This is a genomic window from Pseudoclavibacter sp. VKM Ac-2888 (assembly GCF_015351285.1).
Classification (GTDB): Bacteria; Actinomycetota; Actinomycetes; order Actinomycetales; family Microbacteriaceae; genus Pseudoclavibacter.
In genome coordinates this window covers 2,731,477-2,758,062 of the sequence record NZ_JADKSM010000001.1, presented here as the reverse complement: position 1 = coordinate 2,758,062, position 26,586 = coordinate 2,731,477, and the positions used below count along the sequence as shown (strand labels likewise).

At 66.3% G+C, this 26,586-nt stretch carries 21 protein-coding genes; 13 read left to right on the top strand and 8 right to left on the bottom strand.

The features are described 5' to 3' along the window. Positions 1-2,547: 2,547 nt before the first annotated feature. Together ITJ61_RS13040 and ITJ61_RS13035 are read left to right on the top strand one after the other, a co-directional pair. Positions 2,548-3,471, top strand: coding sequence for a ParA family protein (locus tag ITJ61_RS13040; protein WP_104244018.1), 924 nt, complete (start codon positions 2,548-2,550; stop codon positions 3,469-3,471). Positions 3,472-3,929: 458 nt separating this feature from the next. Next, positions 3,930-4,904, top strand: coding sequence for a ParB/RepB/Spo0J family partition protein (locus ITJ61_RS13035; RefSeq protein WP_194686411.1), 975 nt, complete (start codon positions 3,930-3,932; stop codon positions 4,902-4,904). 174 nt (positions 4,905-5,078) lie between these two features. Here the strand turns inward: ITJ61_RS13035 and ITJ61_RS13030 are convergent, their stop codons facing one another. From ITJ61_RS13030 to ITJ61_RS13000, 7 genes are all read right to left on the bottom strand, one after another. Beyond that, complete coding sequence (locus tag ITJ61_RS13030; protein ID WP_104244016.1) at positions 5,079-6,041, bottom strand: D-alanine--D-alanine ligase family protein; 963 nt, start codon at positions 6,039-6,041, stop codon at positions 5,079-5,081. 35 nt (positions 6,042-6,076) lie between these two features. Next, entirely contained in the window at positions 6,077-7,399 is a 1,323-nt protein-coding gene (locus ITJ61_RS13025) for a PLP-dependent aminotransferase family protein (protein WP_104244015.1), read from the bottom strand. 150 nt (positions 7,400-7,549) lie between these two features. Next, positions 7,550-8,035 (bottom strand): Cys-tRNA(Pro) deacylase, encoded by a 486-nt coding sequence (gene ybaK, locus ITJ61_RS13020; RefSeq protein ID WP_104244013.1) that lies wholly within the window; start codon positions 8,033-8,035, stop codon positions 7,550-7,552. Positions 8,036-8,059: 24 nt separating this feature from the next. Continuing rightward, complete coding sequence (trxA, locus tag ITJ61_RS13015; protein ID WP_104244011.1) at positions 8,060-8,383, bottom strand: thioredoxin; 324 nt, start codon at positions 8,381-8,383, stop codon at positions 8,060-8,062. 91 nt (positions 8,384-8,474) lie between these two features. After that, complete coding sequence (trxB, locus tag ITJ61_RS13010; RefSeq protein ID WP_104244178.1) at positions 8,475-9,467, bottom strand: thioredoxin-disulfide reductase; 993 nt, start codon at positions 9,465-9,467, stop codon at positions 8,475-8,477. A gap of 71 nt (positions 9,468-9,538) precedes the next feature. Beyond that, a complete protein-coding gene (murJ, locus tag ITJ61_RS13005) occupies positions 9,539-11,620 on the bottom strand; it encodes a murein biosynthesis integral membrane protein MurJ (RefSeq protein ID WP_194686410.1) in 2,082 nt (693 codons plus the stop codon). Positions 11,621-11,622: 2 nt separating this feature from the next. Further along, the gene (locus tag ITJ61_RS13000; RefSeq protein ID WP_194686409.1) at positions 11,623-14,031 is read right to left on the bottom strand and encodes a DUF6049 family protein; all 2,409 of its coding nucleotides are present in this window, start codon (positions 14,029-14,031) and stop codon (positions 11,623-11,625) included. 92 nt (positions 14,032-14,123) lie between these two features. On the opposite strand from ITJ61_RS13000, the gene ITJ61_RS12995 reads away from it, so the two are divergent. Then, a complete protein-coding gene (locus ITJ61_RS12995; RefSeq protein ID WP_194686408.1) occupies positions 14,124-15,554 on the top strand; it encodes a CCA tRNA nucleotidyltransferase in 1,431 nt (476 codons plus the stop codon). Between the two features lie 257 nt (positions 15,555-15,811). On the opposite strand, the gene ITJ61_RS12990 is transcribed toward ITJ61_RS12995, so the two are convergent. Then, entirely contained in the window at positions 15,812-17,251 is a 1,440-nt protein-coding gene (locus tag ITJ61_RS12990; RefSeq protein WP_104300334.1) for a DUF308 domain-containing protein, read from the bottom strand. 227 nt (positions 17,252-17,478) lie between these two features. Here ITJ61_RS12990 and rpsF point away from each other — a divergent pair, with 227 nt between their 5' ends. The 10 genes from rpsF to nhaA all read left to right on the top strand — a co-directional run bounded on the left by rpsF (position 17,479) and on the right by nhaA (position 26,528). Further along, complete coding sequence (rpsF, locus tag ITJ61_RS12985) at positions 17,479-17,868, top strand: 30S ribosomal protein S6 (RefSeq protein ID WP_104244003.1); 390 nt, start codon at positions 17,479-17,481, stop codon at positions 17,866-17,868. Positions 17,869-17,870: 2 nt separating this feature from the next. Further along, a complete protein-coding gene (locus tag ITJ61_RS12980; protein ID WP_104244001.1) occupies positions 17,871-18,467 on the top strand; it encodes a single-stranded DNA-binding protein in 597 nt (198 codons plus the stop codon). A 38-nt stretch (positions 18,468-18,505) separates the two neighbouring features. Next, positions 18,506-18,766: a 30S ribosomal protein S18 gene (gene rpsR, locus ITJ61_RS12975; protein ID WP_068482210.1), complete on the top strand. Its 261-nt coding sequence runs from the start codon at positions 18,506-18,508 to the stop codon at positions 18,764-18,766. Positions 18,767-18,778: 12 nt separating this feature from the next. After that, positions 18,779-19,231 carry a 50S ribosomal protein L9 gene (gene rplI / locus ITJ61_RS12970; protein ID WP_104243999.1) on the top strand — a complete coding sequence of 151 codons (453 nt, stop codon included), beginning with the start codon at positions 18,779-18,781 and terminating at the stop codon, positions 19,229-19,231. Positions 19,232-19,451: 220 nt separating this feature from the next. After that, positions 19,452-21,020 carry a polyprenol phosphomannose-dependent alpha 1,6 mannosyltransferase MptB gene (gene mptB, locus ITJ61_RS12965; RefSeq protein WP_194686407.1) on the top strand — a complete coding sequence of 523 codons (1,569 nt, stop codon included), beginning with the start codon at positions 19,452-19,454 and terminating at the stop codon, positions 21,018-21,020. 353 nt (positions 21,021-21,373) lie between these two features. Then, complete coding sequence (dnaB, locus tag ITJ61_RS12960) at positions 21,374-22,759, top strand: replicative DNA helicase (RefSeq protein ID WP_104243995.1); 1,386 nt, start codon at positions 21,374-21,376, stop codon at positions 22,757-22,759. A 251-nt stretch (positions 22,760-23,010) separates the two neighbouring features. Continuing rightward, on the top strand, positions 23,011-23,235 hold the full coding sequence (locus ITJ61_RS12955) for a hypothetical protein (RefSeq protein ID WP_104300330.1): 225 nt from the start codon (positions 23,011-23,013) through the stop codon (positions 23,233-23,235). A 71-nt stretch (positions 23,236-23,306) separates the two neighbouring features. Further along, positions 23,307-23,786 carry a cupin domain-containing protein gene (locus tag ITJ61_RS12950; protein ID WP_194686406.1) on the top strand — a complete coding sequence of 160 codons (480 nt, stop codon included), beginning with the start codon at positions 23,307-23,309 and terminating at the stop codon, positions 23,784-23,786. A gap of 10 nt (positions 23,787-23,796) precedes the next feature. Further along, positions 23,797-24,555 (top strand): alpha/beta hydrolase family protein, encoded by a 759-nt coding sequence (locus ITJ61_RS12945; protein ID WP_194686405.1) that lies wholly within the window; start codon positions 23,797-23,799, stop codon positions 24,553-24,555. Positions 24,556-24,686: 131 nt separating this feature from the next. Next, a complete protein-coding gene (gene nhaA / locus ITJ61_RS12940) occupies positions 24,687-26,528 on the top strand; it encodes a Na+/H+ antiporter NhaA (protein ID WP_228496669.1) in 1,842 nt (613 codons plus the stop codon). Positions 26,529-26,586: the final 58 nt, after the last annotated feature.

Below are 26,586 nucleotides of genomic sequence, written 5' to 3'. Positions count from 1 at the left end.
CCAGCAGGGCCGCCGCCTAGGGTCTGGGCGCAGGCTGATCGTGCAACGGACCAGAGGAGAACTAGCTACTCTTCACGTGTTTCACGTGGAACGAAGCCGGAACGTCGCGCGTGCCGCTAGTCGAGACCGAAGCCACGGGAAGTACTAGCCTCGGTCGGCAATCACAGCGACGCAAAGCAGGGTGCACGTGAAAGCGTTGGCTGGGCGCGACACGGAGCCCATGCTGCGTCGCGGCTGGCATTAGGCGAAGAGGCGTGGCTGCTCACTCGGCTTGTAGGGAGTGGTGCCGTACCGTGGAGATCTCGTTCCACGATATCCCTACCCGCACAGCGTGTGCGCAGTTGCTTGACTAATGATTGCCGCCGCATTTCGGGTCTGTAGTGGCGTTTGAGTGGTGGCGGGTGATTAGCCGAGGTGCCAACGAAGTGCCCGGGCCGGTGGGTGCATACAGGTGGTGCCTTCCCTTCGCCTGCTGCATCGCGATCGTATTCGTCGACGTTGGGCACCGTCGCGGGCTGAACATCAACGTTTCGTTCCAGTGGTGAGGGGGTGGTGGGTGCCTCGTAAGAGGGTCGCAAACCCCTTGCTAGTCTCTTGGCCCCCGCAGAGACGGTGCCGGGCGCCAAACAGTGGTGGGCTCACGTCCTCCGTGTGTTCCACGTGAAACGGACTGCAGGGATGACGCTGACTTCCTTCAGAGCGATTGAAAGAGGTCAGCGGGTCAAGGTCACTGGTCGGTGAGAGCCGGCGCTCAATCAGTACGGGAATCTCGCGCGCAGGCGGCGAATGAGATCGAGTACTCTCCATCTCTCCATCTCTTCATCTCTCCATCTCTCCATCTCTCCGTCTCTCCATCTCCTCGTCTCTTTGTGTTCCGCGTCCCCATTGTGTGCTGTGGGGCTTTGGGACCCTGCGGTTTGGTCTGCTGGCCCCTCAGTGTCCTGTCGTGTCTTGTGTCCGAAGTCCACGCTGATTTGCGTCTCTGACTGACTGGACTGGTGCCGTGGAGAGAGCAGACTAGGGCAGTCCTCCTGTAGCGGCCGGAGAGTCCTCCTGTAGCGGCCGGAGCTGATTGGTTCCGTGGCCTGAGGAAGAGGTGAGTGTCCCATCGGGCCTATTTCGGCAGCCTCTATCGGTCCTGTCCTCAGATCGTTGCTCCTCGCCACTACTGCGGCGGCGACGATGACAACCCTGAGAAGGCCCACTGGGACGAACTTTGCGCGTCGCACACAGGAGGGTGACATTGGGCAACCCCGATTCAGGCCTGTCGAAAGCTCTGAGGTTCGGTCCGTCCTCAAGCTCTTCTTGCGCACCATGATCATCGGTCTTCAGTCGACGGTTGGTTCTGAGGTCGAGTGCGGGCTCGCTCGGGAACATTGAAGGACAGGGTAGCTTGGGTGCAATTCCGGCCGTTCCACGTGAAACGTAGTCGTCGAGGTGAATGGACGTCTGTTGAGTGGCGCGCCTCTCCCTCCGCGCAGATTGCCCGCCACTGCAGTGGCCGGGGCGCGGTTCGAGTCCACTGTGGCGCACACAGCCGTGTGCCCGTTGGTGGAGCAGGTCGTGCTCCTGCTTCGGCCTCCGCTTCCGCGGCGCCGGTTGTATCTCTGGGCTGCGGAGGGGCAGGCCACGCCGTCGCTCACGACAACAACAAGGACGCCGGCCTCCTGACTGCCGTCGGTCGCGCTGGTCTCGCCGATCCCTCCCACTTCAAAGCCCGCAGGTCTGGTCAGCAGCAGGGTCCGCAGATCCGTTCAACATCGGGTCCCGACGGGCTGCAGAATCCAGTTCCGCCCCGTGAAGGCTCTCCTGGTGCTTGGCCCCTCGCCATCGGCTTCTTTTCTGAAGGTCCGGGTGCTGTTGGCGGTAGACGGTGCGGTCGACGCGGGCTGCGCCTACCGCGTTCGGATCGTGATTCAACGCAGGGTGGTGTTGCGCAGTCCAGTTACACGGTCCTGCGGTCTGCATCAATTCGTGCAAAAATTCACGGCGGCGAGCTGTTCGTGCTCGCGGAGGAATGGGAGCGGGCGCCAGGCACGCATCCGTGCTTTCGTGCAGTTACCCGATGACCAGCGTTTCACGTGAAACACAACCCGTTCGTGGGCCCCTGAGTCCGTGGATCCGCTCCGTGGATCGCTCCGTGGGTCGGTGGGTCGATGGGTCGATGGGTCGATGGGTCCGTGGGTCGGTGTGTCCGTGTGTCCGTCATGTGTACGGCCGTGGGTGTGTACGCGCGTGCGTCACTTCCCCCCCTCACCTCACTCCTGAGGGCTCCCAGTCTGACGCTACGAGGAGGCAGGGCTTGGGTAAAAACGAGTTCGAGTGGACTGGTCGAGCCTTTTCAGATCCGGCTGGGACCAGCTCTCGGTGTCGGCTGTCTACACGACACCTCAACCCTCTAGCTGAAGTTGATGATCCCAGGCCTATGTTCCACGTGAAACCAACTACCCCCAACCGCGGTGCACTGATTCCACAAGCCTGAGCGTCACCGCGTTTCCGCGTGCGATCTGGGGCACAATTGAGACGTCTACTTGAGGGAGAGCATTCTTGAAAGCTTCATCTGCCGGCGATGCCGCTTCGCCACCAGCGTCGCAGCTCGACGATTCACCGCTCGCCACGGCTCTCTCTGAACTGAACCAGCGGAGAAAGAGCCTCGTCAAACGAGAGGTTCCCCTCCCCGATCACACGCGCATCTTCACGATCTCCAACCAGAAGGGTGGAGTCGGGAAGACAACAACCGCGGTCAACCTCGCGGCGGCCCTCGCGACGCTCGGCGCCCGCGTTCTGGTCATAGACCTGGACCCACAAGGCAATGCTTCTACTGCGCTCGGTATCGAACACCGTGGTGAGACCGCGGGAACCTACGAGGCTCTCCTCGACGGAGAACCGCTCAGCGAGCTCATGCAGCAGTGCCCAGACATCGACACCCTCTGGTGCGTGCCGGCGACACTGGACCTGGCGGGCGCAGAAATCGAGCTCGTCAACCTCGACAAGCGCGACTACCGCCTGCGTCAGGCAATCGCTGGGCTCCTCGACGAGACCACAGGCACTGACCAGGAATTCCACTACGTCTTCATCGACTGTCCTCCCTCGCTCGGCCTGTTGACGATCAACGCCTTCGTCGCTGCGCGAGAGGTACTCATCCCCATCCAGTGCGAGTATTACGCCCTTGAGGGACTCGGACAGCTGATCTCGAACCTCAATCTCCTGTCACAGGACCTCAACCCGCAGCTTCGACTCACGACGATCCTGCTGACGATGTACGACGGGCGCACCAACCTGTCGCAGGAGGTCGCCGCCGACGTTCGAGAGCACTTCCCACAGGAGACGCTGAAGGTTGCGATTCCTCGCACCGTCCGTATCTCGGAAGCCCCGAGCTTCGGCAAGACCATCATTTCCCACGAACCAACCTCGACCGGCGCGATCGCGTATCTCGAAGCGGCCGTCGAAATCGCCCAGCGAGGAGCATAAACAACATGGCTACAAAAAAACGGACCGGACTCGGTCGGGGCATCGGGGCCCTCATCCCCACGTCAGACCGAGGTGCATCACGCCCCTCCGACGTTTTCTTCGACAGCGACACACCTGCTTATCCCACGACTGCATCGACGCGTACCAATGCAGGAAAGGAGGCGACAACGGTCGCGTCTGATGCCGCGGCGGCCGAAGATGCGGCATCAGACGACGCCAAGACCGCAGAGACGGGTACGGAAACGAAGCCCCCCGCGACTCGTGCAAGTCGTGCGAGAGCGGCAACGACCAAGGCCCCAACGGCCAAGGTGTCTGCTGCCAAGACCCCTGCTGCCAAGTCTTCTACTGCCAAGGCCCCTGCCGGAGCCAAGGCCCGCACCACAGCTGCGAAGGCAGCTTCAGGCATCCCCGCGACTCCGAAGAACGGGGCTGAATCGAAGAAGATCGATTCAACCAGCATGGTCGACGACACCCAGGAGCTCACGAGCACCAGCGCACCCGCGTCGGAGCGTTCGCCCGAAGCGCTCGATGCAACTGCAGCGCCGAGTACCGCTGACAGCGACAACGGCGTCGACGGAGACGGCCTTATCGAGATCCCTGGTGCGACCCTGCGCGCCCTGGACCCGAGCCGGATCGTTCCGAACGCGCACCAGCCTCGAACCGAGTTCGACGAGGCCGCGCTGCAGGAGCTCATCATCTCCGTCCGCGAGTTCGGGGTTCTCCAGCCGATCGTCGTTCGCCCGATCCCGGCCGACCACCCGCTCCGCGACGAAGCCGACTTCGAGCTCATCATGGGTGAGCGTCGCCTGCGGGCGACGAAGGCAGCCGGTCTCTCGAGCATCCCGGCCGTCATCCGCAATACCGAAGACGACGTCATGCTGCGTGACGCGCTCCTCGAGAACCTGCACCGGAGTCAGCTCAACCCGCTTGAAGAGGCGTCCGCGTACCAGCAGCTCCTCAACGACTTCGGGATCACGCAGGAGGTGCTCGCGGAGCGAATCGGTCGATCGCGCCCGCAGATCAGCAACACGCTGCGCCTCCTTCGGCTTCCGCTGGAAGTTCAGCGTCGCGTCGCAGCCGGTGTGCTCTCAGCAGGCCACGCCCGTGCGATCCTCAGCGCCGGCGAACCGGCAGCCATGCAGCAGCTCGCCGACAAGATCGTCAACGAGGACCTGAGCGTTCGCTCGGCCGAAGCTGCCGCCGCCAAGTCGAGCAGCGCCAAGGCAGACACCCAGGCGCCCATCCACAAGGAGCCCCGCAGCGGCCTCACCGGGTACCTCGACGAGATCGGCGAGCAGCTCGGTGACCGCCTCAACACTCGCGTCAAAGTCACCCTGCGGCGCACCAAGGGCCAGATCGTCGTCGACTTCGCCTCCATCGCGGACCTGAATCGGATCCTCGAGGAGCTCGGGGAGTCGGCACCCGGCAAGTAGCTCGGCCCACGTCGGCGCCGCACCTGGCGGCGCCGACAGCCTGCCCGTCTCCCTGCCGTCCCTGGACTGCTTCGCCACTCGGGTGCAGGTCCAGCGAAGTCCCGCCCAGGAACAGCTGAGGTGGATGCGCGTCGACCGCACATCCACCTCAGCTGTTCTGCGGGGAAGAGCTGCCTACTCGAGTGGTCCGCGCGCTGCGGCAGATGCGGCGAGCTGCGCGTAGATCGCGCTGAGTTCGGAGTCGTCTGCCTCGATGCCGAGGGGCACGATCGAGGTCTCCGTGAGCCCCGGGATGGGGTCTGCCTCGAGGAACCACACGACGCCGGCCTCATCGACGATGAAGTCGACCCGTGCGATGTCGGAGAGACGGATCGTCGCGACCGCGTGCAGGGCCGCCTCGCTGACGCGTTGGGCTTCCTCGTCGGACAGTCTGGCCGGAGCGTAGTACGTCGTCTCACCGGCGTTGTAGCGGGCCTCGTAGTCGTAGACGCCCTTGTTGGCCACGACCTCGACTGCGGGCAGGGCAAGCGGTTCGCCGTCGAGGTCGAGCACGCCGACCATCACCTCGCGGCCCTCGATGCGCTTCTCGATGAGCACCGTGTCGTCGTAGGTGAACGCGGTGACGAGTGCCTGCGGGAACTCCTCGAACGTCGAGACCGACGTCACACCCTGCGCTGACCCGCCCTCGACGGGCTTCACGACAGCTGGCAGCTCGATGCCGCGCGCGATGAGGCGCATGACGGCCTCGGCGCCGAGCTCGCGGAACGTGCTGTTCTCGAGCACGATCGAAGGGGGAGTCGACAGCCCTGCTCGCTTCGCGAGAGCCTTCGCGGTCGCCTTGTTCCAGGCGAGCCGCGCGGACGTCGGCCGGGACCCCACGTACGGGATGCGTGCGGCGCGCAGCAGCGAATACAGGGCACCGTTCTCGCCACTCGAGCCGTGCAGCAGGGGCCAGACGACGTCGGGTTTCGACTCTTCGAGAAAGCTGAGCAGGGAGGCGTCGGGTTCGCGGATGGTGACGTTCGCGCCCGCTCGGCTGAGCGCATCCGCGACCCGCCTGCCAGATCGCAGCGAGACGTCCCGCTCATGCGAGATGCCGCCGGAGAGGATGACGACGTGCAGGCCCTCGATGCTCAATGGGGTTCCCTTCGTAGGAGAGTCAGGTGCCGCGGTCAGGAGATGTTGGGCGGCGGCATATTGACGCGGTCCGCGTCGGGTCCGCGCCGCGTCGACGTTCCGAACGTCTCGACGAGGTCGAGTTCGCCGTTGATGACATTCGCGAGACGCCGCACGCCGAGCTTGATGCGCTCGGGGGTCGGGTAGCAGAACGAGAGGCGCATCTCGTGTCGGCCGCGGCCGTCGGCGAAGAACGCGGTTCCTGGCGTGTAGGCGACGAGCTCCTTCACGGCGCGGGGCAGCATCTGCTTCGAGTCGAGCTGCTCGGTGAGGCGCACCCACACGAAGAAGCCGCCGTCCGGCTTCGTCCAGCTGAGCTGCGGGAGGTGCTCCTGCAGGGCCTGGTCCATGGCGTCGCGACGCTCCCGGTACACGTCCCGGTAGCCCTCGATCTGCTGTTGCCAGTCGCTCTGCCGCAGGTACTCGGTGACGACCCACTGGTTGAACGTCGACGGGGAGAGGATGGACGCCTCGACGGCGAGGATGAGCTTCTCGCGGATGGCGTGCGGCGCGAGCGCCCAGCCGACCCTGAGGCCCGGCGAGAGGATCTTCGAGAACGACCCGAGGTACACCACGTTCTCTGCATCCATCGAACGCAGCGCTGGCAGGCCGGGCTTGTCGAAGTAGAGGAGCCCGTACGGGTTGTCCTCGAGGATCAGGATGTGCTCGCGCTTGCAGATCTCCAGCACGCGGATGCGCCGCTCGAGGCTCATCGTGACGCCGGCGGGGTTGTTGTAGTTCGCGACGGTGTACAGGAACTTGATGGTCCTGCCTTCGGCACGAAGGTGCGCGATGGTCTCCTCGAGCGCTTCTGGGATGAGTCCGTTGTCGTCGATCGTGACGTGGGCAACGTCCGCCTGGTACGACTTGAACGTGCCGAGCGCACCCACGTAGCTGGGTGCCTCCGCAAGGACGACATCTCCGGGATTCAGGAAGAGCTTCGACACGAGGTCGAGGGCATGCTGCGAACCGGTCGTCGTGACGACGTCGTCCGCTGACGCGTCGTTGATGCCTTCGAGGCTCATGACCTGCAGGATCTGCTCGCGCACCTCGGGGATGCCCTGCCCGCCCCCGTACTGCAGTGCCTCGGAGCCGTGCTCCCGCATCATCGTGGAGAAAGCGGAGTGGATGAGCTCTTCCGGGAGGGCCTGCACGAACGGCATGCCGCCGGCGAGCGAAACGACCTCGGGGCGAGAGGCGACGGCGAAGAGGGCTCGGACCTCGCTGGCGGCCAGACCGGCGGTGCGGTCGGCGTAGCTGGTGTACCACGGGTCAAGGTTTCGGCCTGTCTGCGGGCCGACGTCTCCTGGATGCGTCACGGGGTTCCTTCGCGAGAGTCGAAATCCCAGGATACGCCCGCGCCGAGCGTTGTCTCGCGAACCGCATGCAGGAAGTGGACTGATCGGCCCGCGTGCGTGAGCTGCAGGCGAAGTGCGTGCGCACCACTGTTTGCGTCCGGAGCCCCCGAATCAGCGCTTCGAGATCGGTGCGCGATGGCCGTCGACGACCTGCAGGAACGCCGTCGGCGCGACCTCGATGTCGAGCCCTCGGCGTCCGCCGGAGACGAAGACCGTCGGATGCGCGAACGCCGACTCGTCGAGGTACGTCGGCAGTCGCATCCGCTGGCCGAACGGACTGATGCCACCTCGCACGTACCCGGTTCGCTTCTCTGCGAGCGCGGTGTCGGCGAGCGCCGCACGCTTGCAGCCAGCTGCCTGAGCGAGCCCGCGCAGGTCGAGCGACCCGCTCACGGGCACGACGGCGACAGCCAGCTGCTTCTCGTCGAGCTGCACGATCAGCGTCTTGAAGACGCGGGCCTCGTCGATGCCGAGCTTCGCAGCCGCCTCGGCGCCGAACGCAGAGACGCCGGGGTCGTGCACGTAGCTGTGAACTACGTGCTCGACCCCGGCAGCGACGAGCGCCTTCGTTGCGGGCGTTATCGGCGCCCTCGCCATGTCTGCTTCCTTCGCCGGTCGGGTCTAGCCCAGGTAGTCGGCGAACTGCTTCTCGAGCGCCGCACGCGGGTATGCGCCGACGACCTCCTTGACGACCTCGCCGTTCGAGAACAGCTTGAGGGCCGGGATGCTCGTGATGCGGAACTTCATGGCCAGGTCGGGCTCGTCATCGACGTTGACCTTGACGATGGAGAGGTTCTCGTGCGCCTCGCTCATCTGGTCGAGCACTGGGGCGACCTGGCGGCACGGGCCGCACCAGGGCGCCCAGAAGTCGACGATGACGGGACCCGGGGCGTCTGCCACGATCTGGTCGAAGTTCGCCGTGGTGGCGACGATCGGTTCTGACATTGGTACCTCCGTGGGAGTTGTCGTGCTTCGTGGTGAATGGTGTTCGGGGCGGAGTGCCTGCTCGGATTGAGTCTGCGTGCGCTCCGGTCGATCAGACGATGACGGTTTCGCTCTCCGTCACCGCGGCGGCTGCCTGGTCTTCCGACTCCTCCGCGATCGGCTCGGGGAGAGCCGCCAGGAACGCTTCCGCGTCGAGTGCCGCGACCGTGCCGGAACCCGCAGCCGTGATGGCCTGACGGTAGTGGGGGTCGATGACGTCGCCGGCGGCGAAGACGCCGGGGATGCTCGTGCGCGAGGAGCGGCCATCCACCCAGATCGTGCCCTCCTCGGTGATGTCGAGGACATCCTTGAAGAGGTCGATGCGGGGGTCGTTGCCGATCGCGACGAACACGCCCGTCACGGGCAGCTCGGTGCGCTCGTCGGTCGCCGTGTTGAGGACGCTCGCCGACTCGACGCTCGCCTCACCGGTGATGTCCTCGATACGGGAGTTGAGCATCCACTCGATCTTCGGGTTCTGCTCCGCACGCTCGCGCATGATGACCGATGCGCGGAGGTTCTCGGAGCGGTGGATGATCGTGACCTTGCTCGCGAAGCGCGTCAGGAAGGTCGCCTCCTCCATCGCCGAGTCGCCGCCGCCGACGACCGCGATGTGCTGGTCCTTGAAGAACGCGCCGTCGCAGGTCGCGCACCAGGAGACGCCGCGGCCCGAGAGCCTGCCTTCAGCGTCGAGGCCCAGCTTCCGGTAGGCGGAACCGGTCGAGATGATGACCGTGCGCGCCTCGAAGTCGCCGCTGTACGACGTGGAGACCTTCTTGACGTCGCCCTCGAGGTCGACTGTCGTGACGTCGTCGTAGACGAGCTCGGCGCCGAAGCGCTCAGCCTGCGCCTGCATGCGCTCCATGAGGTCTGGGCCGAGGATGCCCTCGGGGAAGCCGGGGAAGTTCTCGACGTCGGTCGTGTTCATCAGCTCGCCGCCGACTTCGACGCTCGAGGTGATGACGACAGGCTTGAGGCCAGCACGGGCCGCGTAGATCGCAGCCGTGTAGCCGGCGGGGCCTGAACCGATGATGATGACGTTCCGCATGAGTCCTCCGCACTTCTCCGAGTCGCGGGAATCGCGGCTCGACATACAGGCAAACGCGTTGAGACTAGCGACTATTCCTTCGGACGAGGTGTTGAACCGCGCCCGTCGTCGTCATCGGCCTGGCTCCGGGCCTCACGGGCGAGACGCGCCTCTTCTTCACGGCGGGCGGCCAGCTCGATCACAGCTCGGCGCTCCTCCTCGCGACGCTCCCGGCGGGTGCGGGGCGGTTCCTGTCGGCCGACCTTCGGGATCTCGGTCGTCCGTGAGTGCATGGGCAGGATGATGCCGGCGGTCGAGAGGTCCTCGGTGGCGCCACCGAACGCCCAGGAGGCCGCGTTGACTCGCTCCTCGCGCTGTTCCTGCTCCGCAGCCTGCCTGCGTTCGTCCGCAGGGTCTGGCTCGATCTCCTCGGATGCGAGATTCCATGGCGTCGGTGCCGAGTCCTCCGCGCCAACGGTGACGGTTTCTGGGAACGCCGGAAGGTCATCCTCGTCGAGCCCCTCCTCGCCGGGGCGGGCTGGACTCGATGGCGGGCCGGGCTTGATGCCGAAACGAGCGAGGAGTGGGCCGGCGAAGCCCCGGAACTCGGGTGACTTGAGCAGCCAGAGCAGGGGGAAGTAGAAGAGGGCCATGATGCCGGCGCCGATCGCGCACGAGACGAGCGCCTGGAAGATGCCGGAGCGGGGGAAGCCGTCCTCCTGGAACGTGCCGAGCAGCACCATGACGATCAGGGCTGGGATGGATGCAGCGATGGCCGCGATCGTGAAGCGCACGTAGGAGCGAACGATGTTCGCGAAGTCGAGCTGGCCCATCCGCTTCCGCAGGATGAAGAGCAGGATCGCGAGCCGCAGGGTCGACATGATCGACTGCATCAGGGCGAGGCCCACGACGATGAGCTCGACCGGCCCGATCGCGGCGAGCGCCATGCCGAAGATGTGCAGTGGCAACGTGAAGAGGAACACGAAGAAGATGGTCTTAGTGTCCTCGAGCGCGTAGAAGGCGCGCTGCACGAGGAACAGGCCACTGAACGGGATGAGGCCGACCAGGAACGCGATGAGGATCGCCGCGATCGAGTTGATGCCGGCATCCGTCGTCGCGAAGATCCGCGCGAACGGCACAGCCACGAGTGCGAGGCCGAACCCGGCGAACAGCAAGAACATGCCGATGAGGCGCGAACCCTCGGAGAGGTCGCGGATGAAGTCCTGGGGTCTGTCGTCACTGATCGCCGCGCTCATGCGGGTGAAGAACGCAGTGGCGATCGAGACGGCGATGACGGCGTGCGGGAGCGCGAAGATGAGGAACGCGTTCTGCATGGCCGCGATCGACGCGTTCTCACCAGATGCCAGGTAGGCGACGATCGTCTCGACGAGCCCTGCGAGCTGCATGACGAGCAGCATGCCGAGCGTCCACCCGGCGAGCTTGCCGACCTGACCGAGGCCCGTGCCGCGGAACTGGAAGTCCAGGCCGAAGCGCAGGCCCGCGCGACGCCAGAAGAACAGCAGCACGATCGTCTGCATCGCGACGCCGAGCGTGGCGGTGCCGCCGAGCATCGCGATCATCGTCGGGTCCCACGAGTCGATGTTGCGCCCGGTACCCGTCGGGTCGGCGCCGAACACGGAGCTGAACAGCAGCAGGCCTGCGATGCCGACGACGTTGTTGATGACGGGCGCCCACGCGAACGGCCCGAAGAGGCCGCGGGCGTTGAGGATCTCGCCGAGGACGGCGTACATGCCGTAGAAGAAGATCTGCGGCATGCACCAGTAGGCGAACGCCACGAGGAGCCCCAGCTGTTCGGGGCTGAGGCTCGCGCCGTAGAGCGCGCCGATGATGGGCGCGCCTACGGTCGCGAGGATCGTCAGCCCGCCCAGCAGCACCATGGCGAGCGTCACGAGCCTGTTGACGTAGAGCTGACCGCCGTCTTCGTGTCTCGCTGCCTTGACGACCTGCGGCACGATGACGGCGTTGAGGAGCCCGACCGAGATGATCGAGTAGATGTTGCTCGGCAGCTGGTTCGCCCCGGCGTAGGCGTCGGCGGAGACGCCGATGACACCGATCGTCTGCGCGATGACGATGGCCTTCACGAAGCCCAGCACGCGAGACACCATGGTGCCCGATGCCAGGAGCGCGCTCGCCCGAGCGATGCCCTGAGCCATGCCTACTCCTCGGTCTTCGCCGCGTCGGCGGTCTGGGTGTCAGCCGCGTCGGCTTGGGGGCTGTCCTCGGCGGAAGTCTGAGCGTCCGAAGGCTCGGCTCCGGGTCCGGCCACTGCTGCGAGCCGACGACGGATGGTGCGCACGAGACCCGCGACGAAGAGCACGGCCAGGCCGGCGCTCGCAACCAGGATCGCGATGCTCTCCCATTCGGCGCGCACATCCAGGCGAATCTGCTTCGTCGAGGAGAGCTGCTCGCCATCCGGGGTCATGACGTTCACGGTGACGTACGTCGGTCCGTTGGCGATCGCCTTGATGGGGATGCCGACCCGCGACATCGAGTTCGGCTCGATCGTGAGGGCGACGGCGTCGCCAGTCTCGACGGCGCCCGTCGTCGGCCTCAACTCGACGAGCACGGTGACTTTGCGGTCCTGGATCGCGTTGGACACGAAGAGCGGCAGCTCGGTGTCGCGGCCGACGATGAGCGCCTCGCTCGTGTCGCCGAGCTGGACATACGACTCCGTGAGCGTGACGTGGTTGCGGAGCCCGCTGACGGCAGTCTGCGCCTCTGCCGGTGTGGTCGCCCACCCGGTTGCGAGGGCGCCGATGCCGGCGACTCGGACCGGGTCGCTGTAGTCCTGCGGGTCCTCGAAGATCGTCGAGATGACCTGCGCGCGCTCGATGGTCTGCATGACGTTCGTCATGCGGTTGAACGCGGACTCGCCGACGCTTCCGTCGATGAGGGAGGCCTCCCGCCGCCCGGTGTCGGCGTTGCTCGGGAACGTCAGCGGTGTCGCTGAAGCCCAGCTCAGCCCATCCACGAACTGCAGGGTCTGTGCGAGGCGATCGCCGTCGAACTCGTCGCGCGTCACCGTGCCGACCAGCGTGCGCGGCTCGTAGGGGAGTTCGCGCGTCACGACGGCCAGGAGCGTCGCGATGCGCGTCGCCGCCTCGTTCCATTCCTCGTCCGTGGTGGCGTGCACGGCGTCGTCGATCGCGTCGTCGAGGGTCTTCTCGGCGATGACCGCGCTCCAGCCTGCGACCGTGGCCTGCGCGCTCTCGGTGAAGTCCGCGTCCGCGCTGACTCCCGTGTTGGAGTCGTCCAGGATGAGGGACTCGCCGCCCCAGTCGCGGAACCTGTCGAGGTCTGCCGACTGGACGGTGCCAGCCTGCGGCCAGACGACGCCGCTCATCGTGTACGGGAAGCTGACGAGGCTCTCGGTCGTGGGCAGCGGCGGTGCGACCGGCTCAGGATCCTCTGTGGCGGTTGGCGCGGGGGACTCGGTCGTGGTCGCCTCGGGGGACGAGGACGATTCCGCGCTGCCCTCTGCGTCGGTGCCCGCCGCCTCGTCCTCGGAGGGGGTGAGCGTCCCGGTGTCGGCGCTCTCGGTCGGCGTCGGCGTCGGCGTCTGGGTTTCCGCGGGATCGGCGAAGTTCGCGGGATCGATGTCGAAGTCGAAGTTCGTGACCTCCAGCGGCTGCTGGGCCCCCCACTGCGACTGGAGGGTGAGGCTCGCATCTGCGAAGGGAAGCTCGAACGTCTGATTGTCGATCGCCGTCAGCCGGTCCAGCCATGTGAGCGCCGATTGCGGGGCTGCAGAACCGAGCACGCGGATCGAGGCCAGGAGGCGGGGGTCGATCGCGACCGTCGAGTTCGGGCTGGCCTCGACCGCGGTGAGGATCTTCTCGAGGCGCCCGCCCGGGGCCGTCTCCTCGGCAAGCCGCGCACTGCTGAGCAGCGCCTCATCGGCATCGACGAACAGGCCGGAGGTGATGGGAACGACGGTCGAGACGAGCGTCGGCTCAGCGGCAGCGACGCCGTTGAGCACGATCGTGGAACGCGCCTGTGCGAGCTTCGAGTCACCGCTCGTGAGGGTCGCGGCCATGGCTCGGGGACCGAAGTCGTCGGTGGCGGCGGACGGCAGCCCCTCCGCAGATACCGACACGTTCACGAGCTCGGTCTCCCCGGGCGGGACGCTCTCCGTTGCGAGGTCCGCGACGACGTCGAGCCGGTCAACCGCGGACTCGTTGCTCGAGGAGCTCCACGCATTCAACGCGAACCTCGTGTCGATCGTCGACGAACCGACCGCGAGCTCGAGCTGGCCGGGCGCGATCTCGGCATCCGTCTTGTTCACGACGACGAGCTCCACGACGAGCGGTCCGCCTGGCTGCACGAGACCGCCGTCGGCCGGCGCGGCGAAGATCGAGACCTGCCCGTCCGGCGCGTCGGCGATGGCTCGCGGCGCGGCTGTCGAGGCGCTGACCGTGGCCGGGCTCGTCTGGTTCGTGGGTGCAGCTGACGCGCCACCGGTGACCCCGAGCGCCAGCACCGACGCCAGGAGCGTCGCAGGGACAACCCGGCGTGCACAGGCACGCAGGAACCGTGGCACAGCGGCGCGCGGTGCGTGGTCCATGACCTCCATAGTAAGGACGGACGGCGAGGTGGCGAGCTGAACGCGCCCTCAGAGGCGAGCCGACCGTCCGCCTCGCCTCGTAGAATGAGCGGATGCAAAACGTGCAGTCCGCCATGGAACGCCTTCGCGGACTCGCGACCGCGTCTCCCGTCGCCGAGCTCGCCTCCGCCTTCGAGGCCGCGGGCTTCGAGCTCGCCCTGGTCGGCGGTCCGGTGCGAGATGCCTTCCTCGGGAGGGACGTCACCGACCTCGACTTCACGACGAATGCTCGGCCAGATGAGATCCTCCGCATCGTCGCCCCGATCGCGGATGCGCACTGGGACATCGGTCGCGAGTTCGGCACGATCGGGGCACGGTTCTCCGGTGAGACCGTCGAGATCACGACCTACCGCGCCGACAGCTACGACGGGACCTCCCGGAAGCCCGTCGTGGCGTTCGGCGACACCATCGACGGCGACCTGCATCGGCGCGACTTCACCGTCAACGCGCTTGCCCTGCAGCTCCCGGCGCTCACGCTCGTCGACCTCTCCGACGGCACGAAAGACCTCATCGAGACGACCCTGCGCACGCCCATCGAGGCTGCAGTGTCGTTCGGCGACGACCCGTTGCGGATGCTGCGGGCGGTGCGGTTCACCTCGCAGCTCGGCTTCCAGCTCGACCGCGACTCCTTCGACGCGATCGTCGAGCTGCGGCGGCGCATCCTCGACATCTCCGCGGAACGAGTGCGCGACGAGCTCGTGAAGCTGCTCAAGACGGACACGCCTCGGCCAGGCCTCGAGCTGTTCGTCGAGACGGGGCTCGCCGAGCTCGTGCTGCCGGAGCTGCCCGCGCTGCAGCTCGAACGCGACGACGCGCACCGGCACAAGGACGTCTACGAGCACTCCATCACGGTGCTCGAACAGGCCATCAGCCTCGAGCGCGAGCGCAACCCCGGAGCGGACTCGGACCTCGTCCTGCGCCTCGCCGCGCTGCTGCACGACATCGGCAAGCCCAAGACGAGACGCTTCGGCGAGGGGCGGAAGGTCACCTTCTACAACCACGACGTCGTCGGCGCGAAGCTCGCGCGCAAGCGCCTCACGTCACTGCGGTTCGATAACGACACCATCAAGTCGGTGGCGCGCCTCGTCGAACTCCACATGCGGGTCTTCAACTACGAGGGCGCGGGCTGGACCGACTCGGCGGTGCGACGATTCGCGCGAGACGCCGGACCAGAGCTGCAGCGGCTCCTCATCCTCATCCGCGCCGACATCACGACGCGCAACCAGCGGAAGTCCGATCGGCTCCTCTTCGCGATCGACGACCTCGAGCGGCGCATCCTGGAACTGCAGGAGAAGGAGGAGCTCGACTCCGTGCGCCCCAGTCTCGATGGGGAGCAGATCATGGCGATCCTCGACATCGCCCCCGGCCCGCTCGTCGGGAAGGCATACAAGCACCTGCTCGAGGTGCGCCTCGATGAGGGCCCGCTCGAGCACGACGACGCGAAGCAGCGACTGCTCGACTGGTGGGAGCAGAACCGGCCGTAGTGGCACCGCTCCGAAGCGGCACCAGTCCGAGGCGGCACCGGTCCGTCGTGGCGCCGTTGAGGCGCGTGATGACTTTCGGTGACGGTGATGGGTTCTTTCCCATCACCGGTCGTGAAAACCCATCACGGACGGTGCGCGTTTGGATGCACGGGCAGGGGATTCAGCGCGGCTGGTCTGCCAGGCGAACTCTGGTCTGTCGAAGCAACGCAGAACGGCCCCCTCCGAAGAGGGGGCCGTTCGTGTCGATGCGACTGGAGCTACTCGGCGAGCGCGTACTGCGAGAGGTTCGAGTCGTAGCAGGAGACGTAGCTTGAGCTACTCGCCTCCACGATCACGGTTCCATTGACCGTCAGGGTGCAGGAGAGCTCTGACTGGTCGTTGTAGTCGCTGTGGCTCGCGGAAACAGATGCGAGGGTGCTGTCGTATCCGTACGAAGCCTCGTACTTCATCGTGGTGGTCTCCGACCACGGCACTGCTGTCGCAAGCGCCTCCGTGTCGACCTGGACACGGTCCGAGCCAGCCAGGCCGTTCTCGTAGCTGTACGTGATGTCGACCGGGGAGGTGCCCGTGCTGGTGATGGTCAGTTCGATCTCCAGCTCGCCGGATGACTCGTCAGAGAGCTCATCGATCTGTGTCGTGGCCTCGTCGGAGATGTCCTGCGCAACCCCGGCGCTCGTGGCCAGGGTGATCGCCCAGCCGCCGAGCAGCGCGATGCCGCCAAGCGCTACGCCGATGATTGCGAAGAGCTTCTTCGCGTTGAAGCGCTTGACGACGAGGCCGGCGATGCCCAGGCCGATCGCGGCGAGCGCGAACACGATCGCCAAGAAGTACCCGGCGAAGGGAATGAGGCAGATCAAGAGAGCCAAGGCACCCGCGATCGTTGCGATCAGGCCGAGAACGTTGAAGCCGCCCTTGCCCTGCGGGGCGTAGTTGCCATACTGCTGCTGCTGGCCTCCGCCAGCACCGCCGGCTGCTCCGTAGGCAGGAGCCGCTCCGTAGGCGCCGGGAGCTGCGTTCGGGTCCTGGGACTGGGCGCCGTAGGCGTTGCCCTGTCCGGACGTGCCGTACGCGTCGGGTGCCGGAGCCGAGCCGTACGCGTTGTTCTGCGCTGATGCCCCGTACGCGTCGGGTGCGGGTGCTGACCCGTAGGACCCGGGTGCGCTGTCGTTCCCGTAGCCGTTTCCGGCCGAGTAGTCGGGAGTGCTGCCGTAGCTCGGAGCCGAGTAGTCGCTTCCGGATGCGGAGGGTGCCGTGTACGAGGTGTCCCCCGTGTACGAGCCAGCGCTCGGCGACGAGTACGAGTTGTCGCTCGACGCCCCGTAGCTGGAGTTGTCGCTCGACGAACCGTAGTTGGGGGTCGAGTAGCCCGAGTTCGACGATGCGCTCGGCACGCTCGAACCGGTCGAACCGGAGTAGGACGACTGCCCGCCCTGGTAGCCGGATGCGGAGCCCGGGGACTCGTAGGAGCCGCCAGGCGCCGTGTAGTTGCCCGGGGCCTGGTAGTTGTCGCCGCTCGAGCCGTAGCTGCTGCCGACGCCGTAGCCGTTGCTCGAGCCCTGCTCGGCTCCGCCGGGCTGGTCGCCGAACGCCGCCTGAGGAGCTTGCGACGCCGCAGCGTCGCCTTCCTGCGGTGCTGAGTTCTGTGGCACTGGGGCGTTCGGGTCGCGTTCGCCCGCGCCGCCTGTTGGATCGCTCATGATTCCCCTAGGTAGTGGTGCGTTTCAGCGGACCACGGGGGCCGCCGGTTGTGCTGGAAAGAGCATATTCGTTCGCGAGTCGGGGAGTTCTTCCAATTGACTGGCATTTAGGAGCCGGAAGCGACTATGCTTGCCAGGTTGTCTGAGCGATCAACTGCCCAGGCACGCGCAATAACCCTCCTGCTGCAGATCGTCTGCAGCCGTTCTAGACCGAAGGAGGTGGGTTTATCGTGCATCAGTATGAGTTGATGGTGATCCTCGATCCAGAGATCGACGAGCGCACCGTAGCTCCGAGCCTCGATAAGTTCCTCAACGTCATTCGCAATGACGGTGGAACCATCGAGAAGACCGACATCTGGGGCCGTCGTCGCCTCGCCTACGAGATCAACAAGAAGAGCGAAGGCATCTACGCCGTCGTTGACTTCACGTCGACCTCGGCAACGGCGAACGAGCTCGACCGCCAGCTGAACCTGTCCGAAGCTGTCATGCGCACCAAGGTGCTCCGCGCAGAAGAGGCCATCGCTCGCGTCGCCTCCGAGGCGAAGCGCGACGAGGCTCGCAAGGCTGCCAAGGCCGCTGCTATTGCAGCGAAGCCCGCGGCGACCACCGAGGCCTAGTCATGGCTGGCGACACGATCATCACCGTGGTGGGCAACCTCACGGCTGACCCCGAACTGCGGTACACGCAGAACGGGCTCGCAGTCGCGAACTTCACCATCGCATCCACCCCCCGCGTGTTCGACCGTCAGGCGAACGAGTGGAAGGACGGCGAGGCACTCTTCCTTCGGGCGAGCGTCTGGCGTGAGTTTGCGGAGCATGTCGCCTCGAGCCTCTCAAAGGGCTCGCGAGTCATCGCGCAGGGTCGCCTCAAGCAGCGCTCCTACGAGACGAAGGAAGGCGAGAAGCGCACTTCCATCGAGCTCGAGATCGAGGAGATCGGTCCTAGCCTCCGCTACGCCACTGCGCAGCTCACCCGCACGTCCTCCGGCGGCGCCGGCGGACAGCAGGGTGGCGGCCAGGGTGGCTTCGGCGGTGGCCAGCAGCGTTCCTTCGGTGGCAACGGCGGCGGCAACAGCAACGGCAACGCGTCAGGTGGACGTCAGTCCGCCCCGGCGGACGAGCCATGGGGCCAGCCTGCTGGCCAGCCCCGCGACAACGGCGCATCCGGCTGGGCGACGCCCGGCGCATCGAACGATTTTGACGAGCCCCCCTTCTAAAGGGCGCTCGCAAACACACTCAACGAAAGAAGATCCCAATGGCTGGAAAGTCAAGCGGCGACCGCCGCAAGGGTGTACGCGGGAAGGGCGGCAAGCCCGCTGCTCCCGCGAAGCAGATCCGGGTCGGAGTCATCGACTACAAGGATGTCAACACCCTCCGCAAGTTCATCTCGGAGCGCGGAAAGATTCGCGCTCGTCGCATCACCGGCGTCTCCGTCCAGGAGCAGCGCCTCATCGCACGTGCAGTCAAGAACGCACGTGAAATGGCGCTCCTGCCCTACGCCGGCTCTGGCCGCTAAGGAGTAGTCGACATGGCAAAGGTAATTCTTACGCACGAGGTCTCCGGCCTCGGTGCAGCCGGTGACGTCATCGAGGTCAAGAGCGGGTACGCCCGCAACTACCTCGTCCCCAAGGGCTACGCAGTCAGCTGGTCCCGTGGCAGCGAGAAGCAGGTCGAGCAGATTCGTTCCGCTCGTGCCGCACGCGAACTCGCAACCCTCGAAGAGGCGAAGGCGCTCAAGGACAAGATCGAGTCCGCCATCGTCAAGCTTCACGTGAAGTCGGGCGCCGAAGGCCGCCTCTTCGGTTCCGTTCGCGGTGCCGACGTCGCGACCGCCGTCGAAGAAGCTGGCCTCGGCCAGATCGACAAGCGCAAGGTCGAGTTCCCGAACCCGATCAAGTACACGGGCAACCACGAGGCGACTGTTCGCCTCCGTGACGACCTCGTTGCGACCGTCAAGCTCCAGGTCATCGCCCAGCGATAGCCAGTAGCCGCCTCGGCGCTCGAGCAGCACCTCGGTAGCTGATCGATAGAGCACGGCCCCGGACATCTCGATGTCCGGGGCCGTTCCTGTCCCGCGTCGGGCCCCAAGGTCGCACCCCACGGCCTGCTCGCACCAGTCTGGGGTGGATGTGCGAGCGGACGCTATAAGGTCAGCGGAGTCCAGCATCCAGCTCGTTCCCTTTCCTGATTGACACACGAACATGTCGAACCACACGCACCGACCGGCAGCAGAGCACGAGCCGCGCCGGTTTCCGGTGACGGTGAGCCCGACGGTCCTCGGTTTCATCGGGTCGCTGTTCATCCTCGTCGGGTCGTTCGGCGCTGGCTGGATCGGCGACGGCCTCGGTATCCGCGAGTGGTTCCCCATTGCCTTCTTCCGCAGCTCGCCAGACCTGACTCGTCTCTGCACGATGCTGCTCATCGTCGGCGGCTTCCTGCTCCTCATCGCCTGGATCCGCTTCCGGCCGAGCATTCGCGACGACGACGCCTCGCTGCGACGCGTGATCAGGACGGCCGTCATCTGGGCCCTGCCGCTGCTGATCTGCATCCCCGTCTTCAGTCGGGACATGTTCTCGTACGTCGCGGTCGGACGCCTCATGGCGGCGGGGATCGACCCGTACCAGCATGGCGTCAACGAGATCGCCGGCTGGTACTCGCTCGGCGTCGATCCCTTCTGGTCCAGCACGGAGTCGCCCTACGGTCCGCTGTTCCTCGGCGTCGCGGCCGTCTTCTCCTGGCTCGGGGCAGAGATCCCCGAGTACGCCCTGTTCCTGAATCGCGTCGCCGCAACCGCGGGCGCCGTGCTCATGGTGGTGGCCTTCTTGAAGATCGCCGCACTTCGCGGGCGCAACCGCGCTTTCGTCGCCTGGATGATCGCAGCGAACCCCCTCACGCTCCTCCTGTTCATCGCCTCAGGGCACAACGACGGCCTCATGCTCGCCGGTATGGGGTTCGGCCTGCTCGCGGCGCTCAAGGGGCATCGTGTCCTCGGAGTGGTCTGGATCGCGCTCGCTGTGGCGATCAAGCCGATCGCGCTCATCGCCCTCCCCATCGTGGCGCTCATCGGCAGGCCCAGTTCACTCCCCGTGTGGGACAGAGTGAAGAGCTGGACACTGCACGGCGCCATCGCCATCGGACTTGTTGGTGCCATCGGCCTCGTGCTGGGGTTGGGATTCGGCTGGGTGACGGCCCTCACCGTGCCGGGGGCGATCCAGCACTGGTACTCCCCGTTGACGCTCATGGTCGGCACCGTGCGCGGCCTCGCGGAGCTCGTGACCCTCGACCCGTTCGTCTTCGAGGTCATCCTCAAGGTCATCGCCTTCTCGATCGCCGGTCTCGTCGCCGCGTGGGTCGTCCTCACGAAGCGGCCCATCGACCCGCTGCTGCGCCTCGTGCTGTGCACGGCGGTCATCGTCGCCGCATCCACTGCCATCCACCCCTGGTACGTCATGTGGATCCTTCCGTTCGCGGCCGTCGCGGGTCCGTGGAGGAAGGGGCAGGAGCACCTCGCGATGCTGGTGACCATCTTCTTCACGACGGTGACGCTCGCTGAGCCGACCGACTCGTTCTTCGAGGGGCCGTACACGCGCCTCGCGGTGGCCAGCATCACGGTGCTGTTCGCGCTGTCGGTGCTCGTCTGGTGGTGGCGGTCGAGCAACGTGTCGGGGCGGGCGGTGGTCATCGCCGTTCCATACGGGCAGGTGCTCGTCGATCGCTGGAGCGCGAGACGGCAGCGAAAGCTGCGGGAGCGCGCCGCGACGCGGCGCTGAGCACACGCTCGCAAGGTTGTGGAAAACGCCCGGATATCCCCGGTTTGCGTGGGGAAGCGGGCGGATGTTATGCACAGTCCCGCTTGCAGGTTTCAACCTTCAATGGATGCTTCACACCGGTTGTCCACAGCGAGATAAGAACACAAAAACCCAGGTGAAAGCACCTTTCATGCCTGAGTATCTCGGATAATCCCCGATATTATCCACAGAGTTTCCACACATCGCCCGGCGCGTCTCCACAGTTACACACAGAGTTATCCACAGGCACGCCGGCGATGGTTCGCTCGGCTGGGGAGCTGGGGACTACTGTGGTCAAATCTCTCACCGGCATTCGAGCGAAGTCAGGAGCATCCGTGTCGATCGCGCATCTCGGTTCCTCATCTCAGGGTGAGCGAGAGACGCACGACGGGGTTCGCACGCCTCCTCACGACCTGCTCGCCGAGCAGTCCGCGATCGGCGGCATGCTCCTCTCGAAGGATGCGGTCGCCGACGTCGTCGAGGCCGTGCGCGGCATCGACTTCTACGTGCCGAAGCACGAGATCATCTTCGACTCCATCCACGCGCTCTACGCCGCCGGTGAGCCCACGGATGTCATCACCGTCACCGACCACCTCACGAAGTCGGGTGAGCTCTCGCGTGCCGGCGGTGCCGAGTATCTGCACACGCTGGCCGGCATCGTGCCGACAGCAGCGAACGCCGGCTACTACGCGGCGATCGTCTCGGAGCGCGCCGTCCTGCGGCGCCTGGTCGAGGCCGGTACCCGCATCGTGCAGATGGGCTACCTCGCGGAAGGTGAGGTCGTCGACCTCGTCAACCAGGCCCAGGCAGAGATCTACGGCGTCACCGGGGCTGTCGAGAAGGAGGACTACGTCGTCCTCGCGGAGGCCATCCTCGAGGCCCAGAACGACATCGACGCCGCGCAGAACAAATCCGGCGGCATGACCGGAGTGCCGACCGGGTTCAGCGACCTCGACCGCATCACGAACGGCTTCCACGGCGGCCAGCTCATCATCGTCGCAGCCCGCCCTGGTCTCGGAAAGTCGACGGTGGCGCTCGACTTCGCACGCTCCGCGTCCATCACGCACGGCAAGGCCTCGATCTTCTTCAGCCTCGAGATGGGCAAGAGCGAGATCGCCATGCGACTGATCTCGGCAGAGGCGAGCGTGCGACTGCAGCACATGCGTGCTGGCGGCCTCACGCAGGAAGATCTGACGCAGATCGCCCGCACGCAGGGGGACATCTCCGACGCCCCGCTCTACATCGACGACAGCCCGAACATGACGCTTGTCGAGATCCGCGCGAAGTGCCGCAGGCTCAAGCAGAAGGTCGGGCTGTCGCTCGTCGTCATCGACTACCTGCAGCTCATGACGAGCGGCAAGCGCGTCGAGAGCCGCCAGCAGGAAGTGTCGGAGTTCTCGCGTGCGCTGAAGCTGCTCGCGAAGGAGCTCGACGTTCCCGTCATCGCGCTGTCGCAGCTGAACCGTGGTCCCGAGCAGCGTGCAGACAAGCGTCCGGCGGCGAGCGACCTCCGTGAGTCCGGATCGCTCGAGCAGGACGCCGACATGATCATCCTGCTCCACCGCGAAGGTGCGTACGACCGGGAGAGCCCACGCGGCGGTGAGGCCGACTTCATCCTCGCCAAGCACCGCAACGGCCCGACCGACACGATCACCGTCACCTTCCAGGGGCACTTCTCTCGCTTCATGGACATGGCACCCGGCTACGCGACGGGGCAGTAGGCGAATCCGGCCGCGCCTCCTCGACGACGTCGTCACCAACGCGCCGCCGGAGAATCGCGAGGTGGAGGCGGTCGAGGGACGCGAGCGGCATGAGAAGCGGATGGAGCGCGAAGCTCGTATCCGCACCACGAGCTCGTCGGTCTCATCCCTCCGGCTATCGAGTTCAGCCCCGCGGCCGAAGCGCCGAGGCTCCTGTGCTTCGTACCTTGAATGCAGCACCCACTCGCGGTGACAAGGACAAGGGAGAGATCATGAACGCAGACGCGACGCAGCCGGCCAGCATGAAGCAGCGCCGATCGATACGCATCCTCACGATCGCGATGAGCGTTCTGCTGCTCGCAGTGCTCGTCATGCTGGTTGCCGGGGTCATGGCCAGCTCTGCGCCCATGATCATCGCCGGCAGCAGCGGATGCGCCGCGATCGCCACGGCCTGGACGACCGGCGTCCTCGCGATCCGCCAGCAGGCCAGAAAGTAGCCCGAACGCGATCGCCGAGGCGGCGAGGCATCTGCCAGACTGAGCGCACCGACCCCAACTGGAGGAACCCAATGGTGAGTTCTGAAGAGATCGTTCTGGGCGACCTGCCCGCAGGTATCGTCCGAGCCGACGAGGCCGTGGCCGGCCGTGTCTGGAATGTGCTCGGCCACACCTACATCACGAAGGCAGAGAGCGCCTCGACCTACTCATGGCTCTCGCTCGACCCGGCCGGAACCGGGGTGCCGCCGCACGTGCACCCCACCCAGGACGAGTTCATCTACGTGTTCGAGGGGGTCTACACCCTCTACCTCGACGGCCAGTGGACCACGGCCGGCCCGGGCGACCTCGTGCAGATGCCGAAGGGCATCCCGCACGCTTACTACAACAAGCAGGTCGAGGCAGCGAAGTCGCTCTTCTGGGTGAGCCCAGGGGGCCAGCTGGCGAACCTCTTCAGCCTGCTGCACAACGTGACCGACCCGGCCGAGGTCGTGCGTCTCTCAGCCCTGAACGGCGTCGACTTCCTGCCAGAGGGTGCCGTGGAAGGCGCGTGAGGCGGCGCACGTGACGGATGCGAGCGTCCGCGGCATGCCGGGCGACCCTGAGGCGAGGCGCGAGACATACGGGTCGGACGCAGATCAGCATCTGACGTTCTGGGCGGCTTCCGGGTCCGTGCGCGGGCTCGCCGTGCTCATCCACGGTGGATATTGGCGATCGCAGTTCACCGACGAGCTCATGCTCCCGCTGGTGCCGGAGTTCACCCGGCGCGGCTGGTCCGTGGCGAATCTCGAGTACCGGCGGGGCGACGATGGATGGTCTGCGACGCGCGGGGACCTCTCGCGCGGCCTCTCGGCGGCGCGCAGCGAGGCGTCCCGGTTGACGCCGGATGCGCGGCTCGTGATCGTCGGGCACTCGGTTGGCGGTCAGCTCGCACTGCTCGGCGGAGAACCAGGCGACGCGGTCGTGGCGCTCGCGCCCGTCACTGACCTCGCGCGCGGCTACGAAGAGGGCAACGGCGACGGAGCCGTCTCGGAGTTCTTCCGCGTGGCGCCCTCCCAAGCCCCGGAGGTCTACGCGTCGGCGTCACCGATCGAGCATTTGCCTCTGCAGGCACGGGCGCTGCTTGTGCACGGAGTCGATGACGAGCGTGTGCCGGTCGAGCACACCCGCGCCTACGTTGCCGCCGCCAGGCAGGCTGGCGCCGACGTCGAGCTCATCGAGCCCGCGACCCTTGAGCATCGCGCCGCGATCGCGCCGGATGCGCCGCACTGGCCAGACGTGCATGCCTGGCTCGACGCGTTCGCATTCGCGCGCCACACCTGAGGCAGTCGACCTTGACGCCAAGGAGGGATTGACAGGACCTGCCTGACGACCCCGCGCTTCTCCGCTGGGACGTATGCTTCCATCCGGCGAGAAGTCTGAGCACAGACCCCGCCGTCGTGGAGGGGAAGCCATTGGGCCAGCAGAAACAGGATTGGGTCCGTCTCGTCGCGGACCGTCTGCGCACCGAGTCGGGAAGCGCCCTCCTGCTCGTCGGCGTCGCGGTGTTCGCGCTGCTCTGGGCGAACTCGCCCTGGTCTGAGTCGTACGTGCAGCTGTGGGAGACGCACGCCGCCATCGGCATCGGCGATTTCCGCATCGACATGAGCCTGCACCACTGGGTGAACGACGGCTTTATGGTCATCTTCTTCTTCCTCATCGGTCTGGAGGTGCGACAAGAGCTCGCGGTCGGCTCGCTGCGTGACCGGCGCCAGGCTCTTGTGCCTATCGTCGCGGGCCTCGCCGGAGTCGCTCTCCCAGCGCTCATCTACCTCGCCATCGCCGGGCGGGACGCCCCGGAAGCGTGGGGAGCCGTCATCGGCACGGACACGGCGTTCCTCCTGGGCGCGCTTGCGCTGGTCGGTCCGAAGATGTCGAGTCAGCTGCGCGTCTTCCTGCTGACCCTCACCGTCGTCGACGACTTCCTCGCCGTCGCCATCATCGGCATCGTCTACACGGAGTCCGTGCAGTGGATGCCCCTCGGCATCGCCGTCGTCTGCCTCGTCTTCCTGTTCCTCCTGGCCCGCGCGAACGAGTGGCGCAGCAGTCCCTACATCGTCGTCATCGTCGTGCTGTGGGCCGCGACGCTGCTCTCCGGTGTGCATCCGTCACTCGCCGGAATGGCCGCTGGGCTGCTCATCCCGGCCTCTGACCCAGACCGGGAGGACGTGGTGCGGGCGAAGCGGCTCTTCCGCGACTTCTGGCAGTCACCTCGCGCCGATGCTGCCCGCAACGTGCGGCTCGGCCTCGCCAAGTCGATCTCCGTCAACGAACGGCTCCACGAGGTGCTGCTCAGCCCCGTCGCGCTCTTCATCGTGCCGGTCTTCGCGCTCGCGAACGCGGGGGTCGACCTGCGGGGCGGGATGCTCGGCGATGCGCTCACCTCCCCGGTCACGTGGGGTGTCGTCGCAGGTCTTGTCCTCGGCAAGTTCGGCGGCATCGCCCTCGGCAGCTGGATCGCCGTGCGTGCTGGCCTCGGCACACTCCCGCAGGGCGTCGGCATGGGCAGCGTCTTCGGCGGCGCCGCGCTCAGCGGCATCGGCTTCACGATGTCGCTGCTCATCATCTCGCTGGCGCTCGAGGGCGAAGTCGCCGGGCAGGCCATCGTGGGCGTGTTCATCGCCATGGTGCTCTCCTGGGTGCTCGGCTGGCTCACCTTCACGTTCGCGCGCGTCAAGATGAACGAGACGACGGCCGACCTGCCGACGAAGCTGTCGCGCCCCGTCGACCCCGAGCGCGACCACCTCCTCGGCGACCCGGACGCGCCGGTCACGATCGTCGAGTACCTCGACTTCGAATGCCCGTTCTGCGCGCGAGCGACCGGCATGTGGCAGGACCTCGGCGAGTACTTCACCGACGGAGGGGCGCGCTACGTGGTGCGCCACCTGCCGCTCGAGGACTACCACCCGCACGCCTTCCAGGCCGCGATCGCCGCCGAGGCCGCCGCGAACCAGGGGAAGTTCTGGGAGATGCACAACCTGCTCTTCGCGAACCAGGAGCGTCTCGACGTGCAGTTCTTGCGCGGCTACGCGGAGGAGATCGACCTCGACCTCGACCGGTTCGACCTCGACATGCTCGACGACGAGCTGCCGAGGCGCATCCGCGACGACATGCAGAGCGCCATCGATAGCGGTGCGCGCGGCACTCCCACGTTCTTCCTCGGCGAGACGCGCCACAGCGGTGCGCATGACGCGCGCACGCTCATCGCGACGATCGAGGCGCAGCGCAAGGAAGCTGCCATCCGCCGTCGTTCCTAGCGCGAAGCTCGAGGCAGATGGGCCTTGGCATCCCCGGCACGAGGCGCCGGGTCGTACG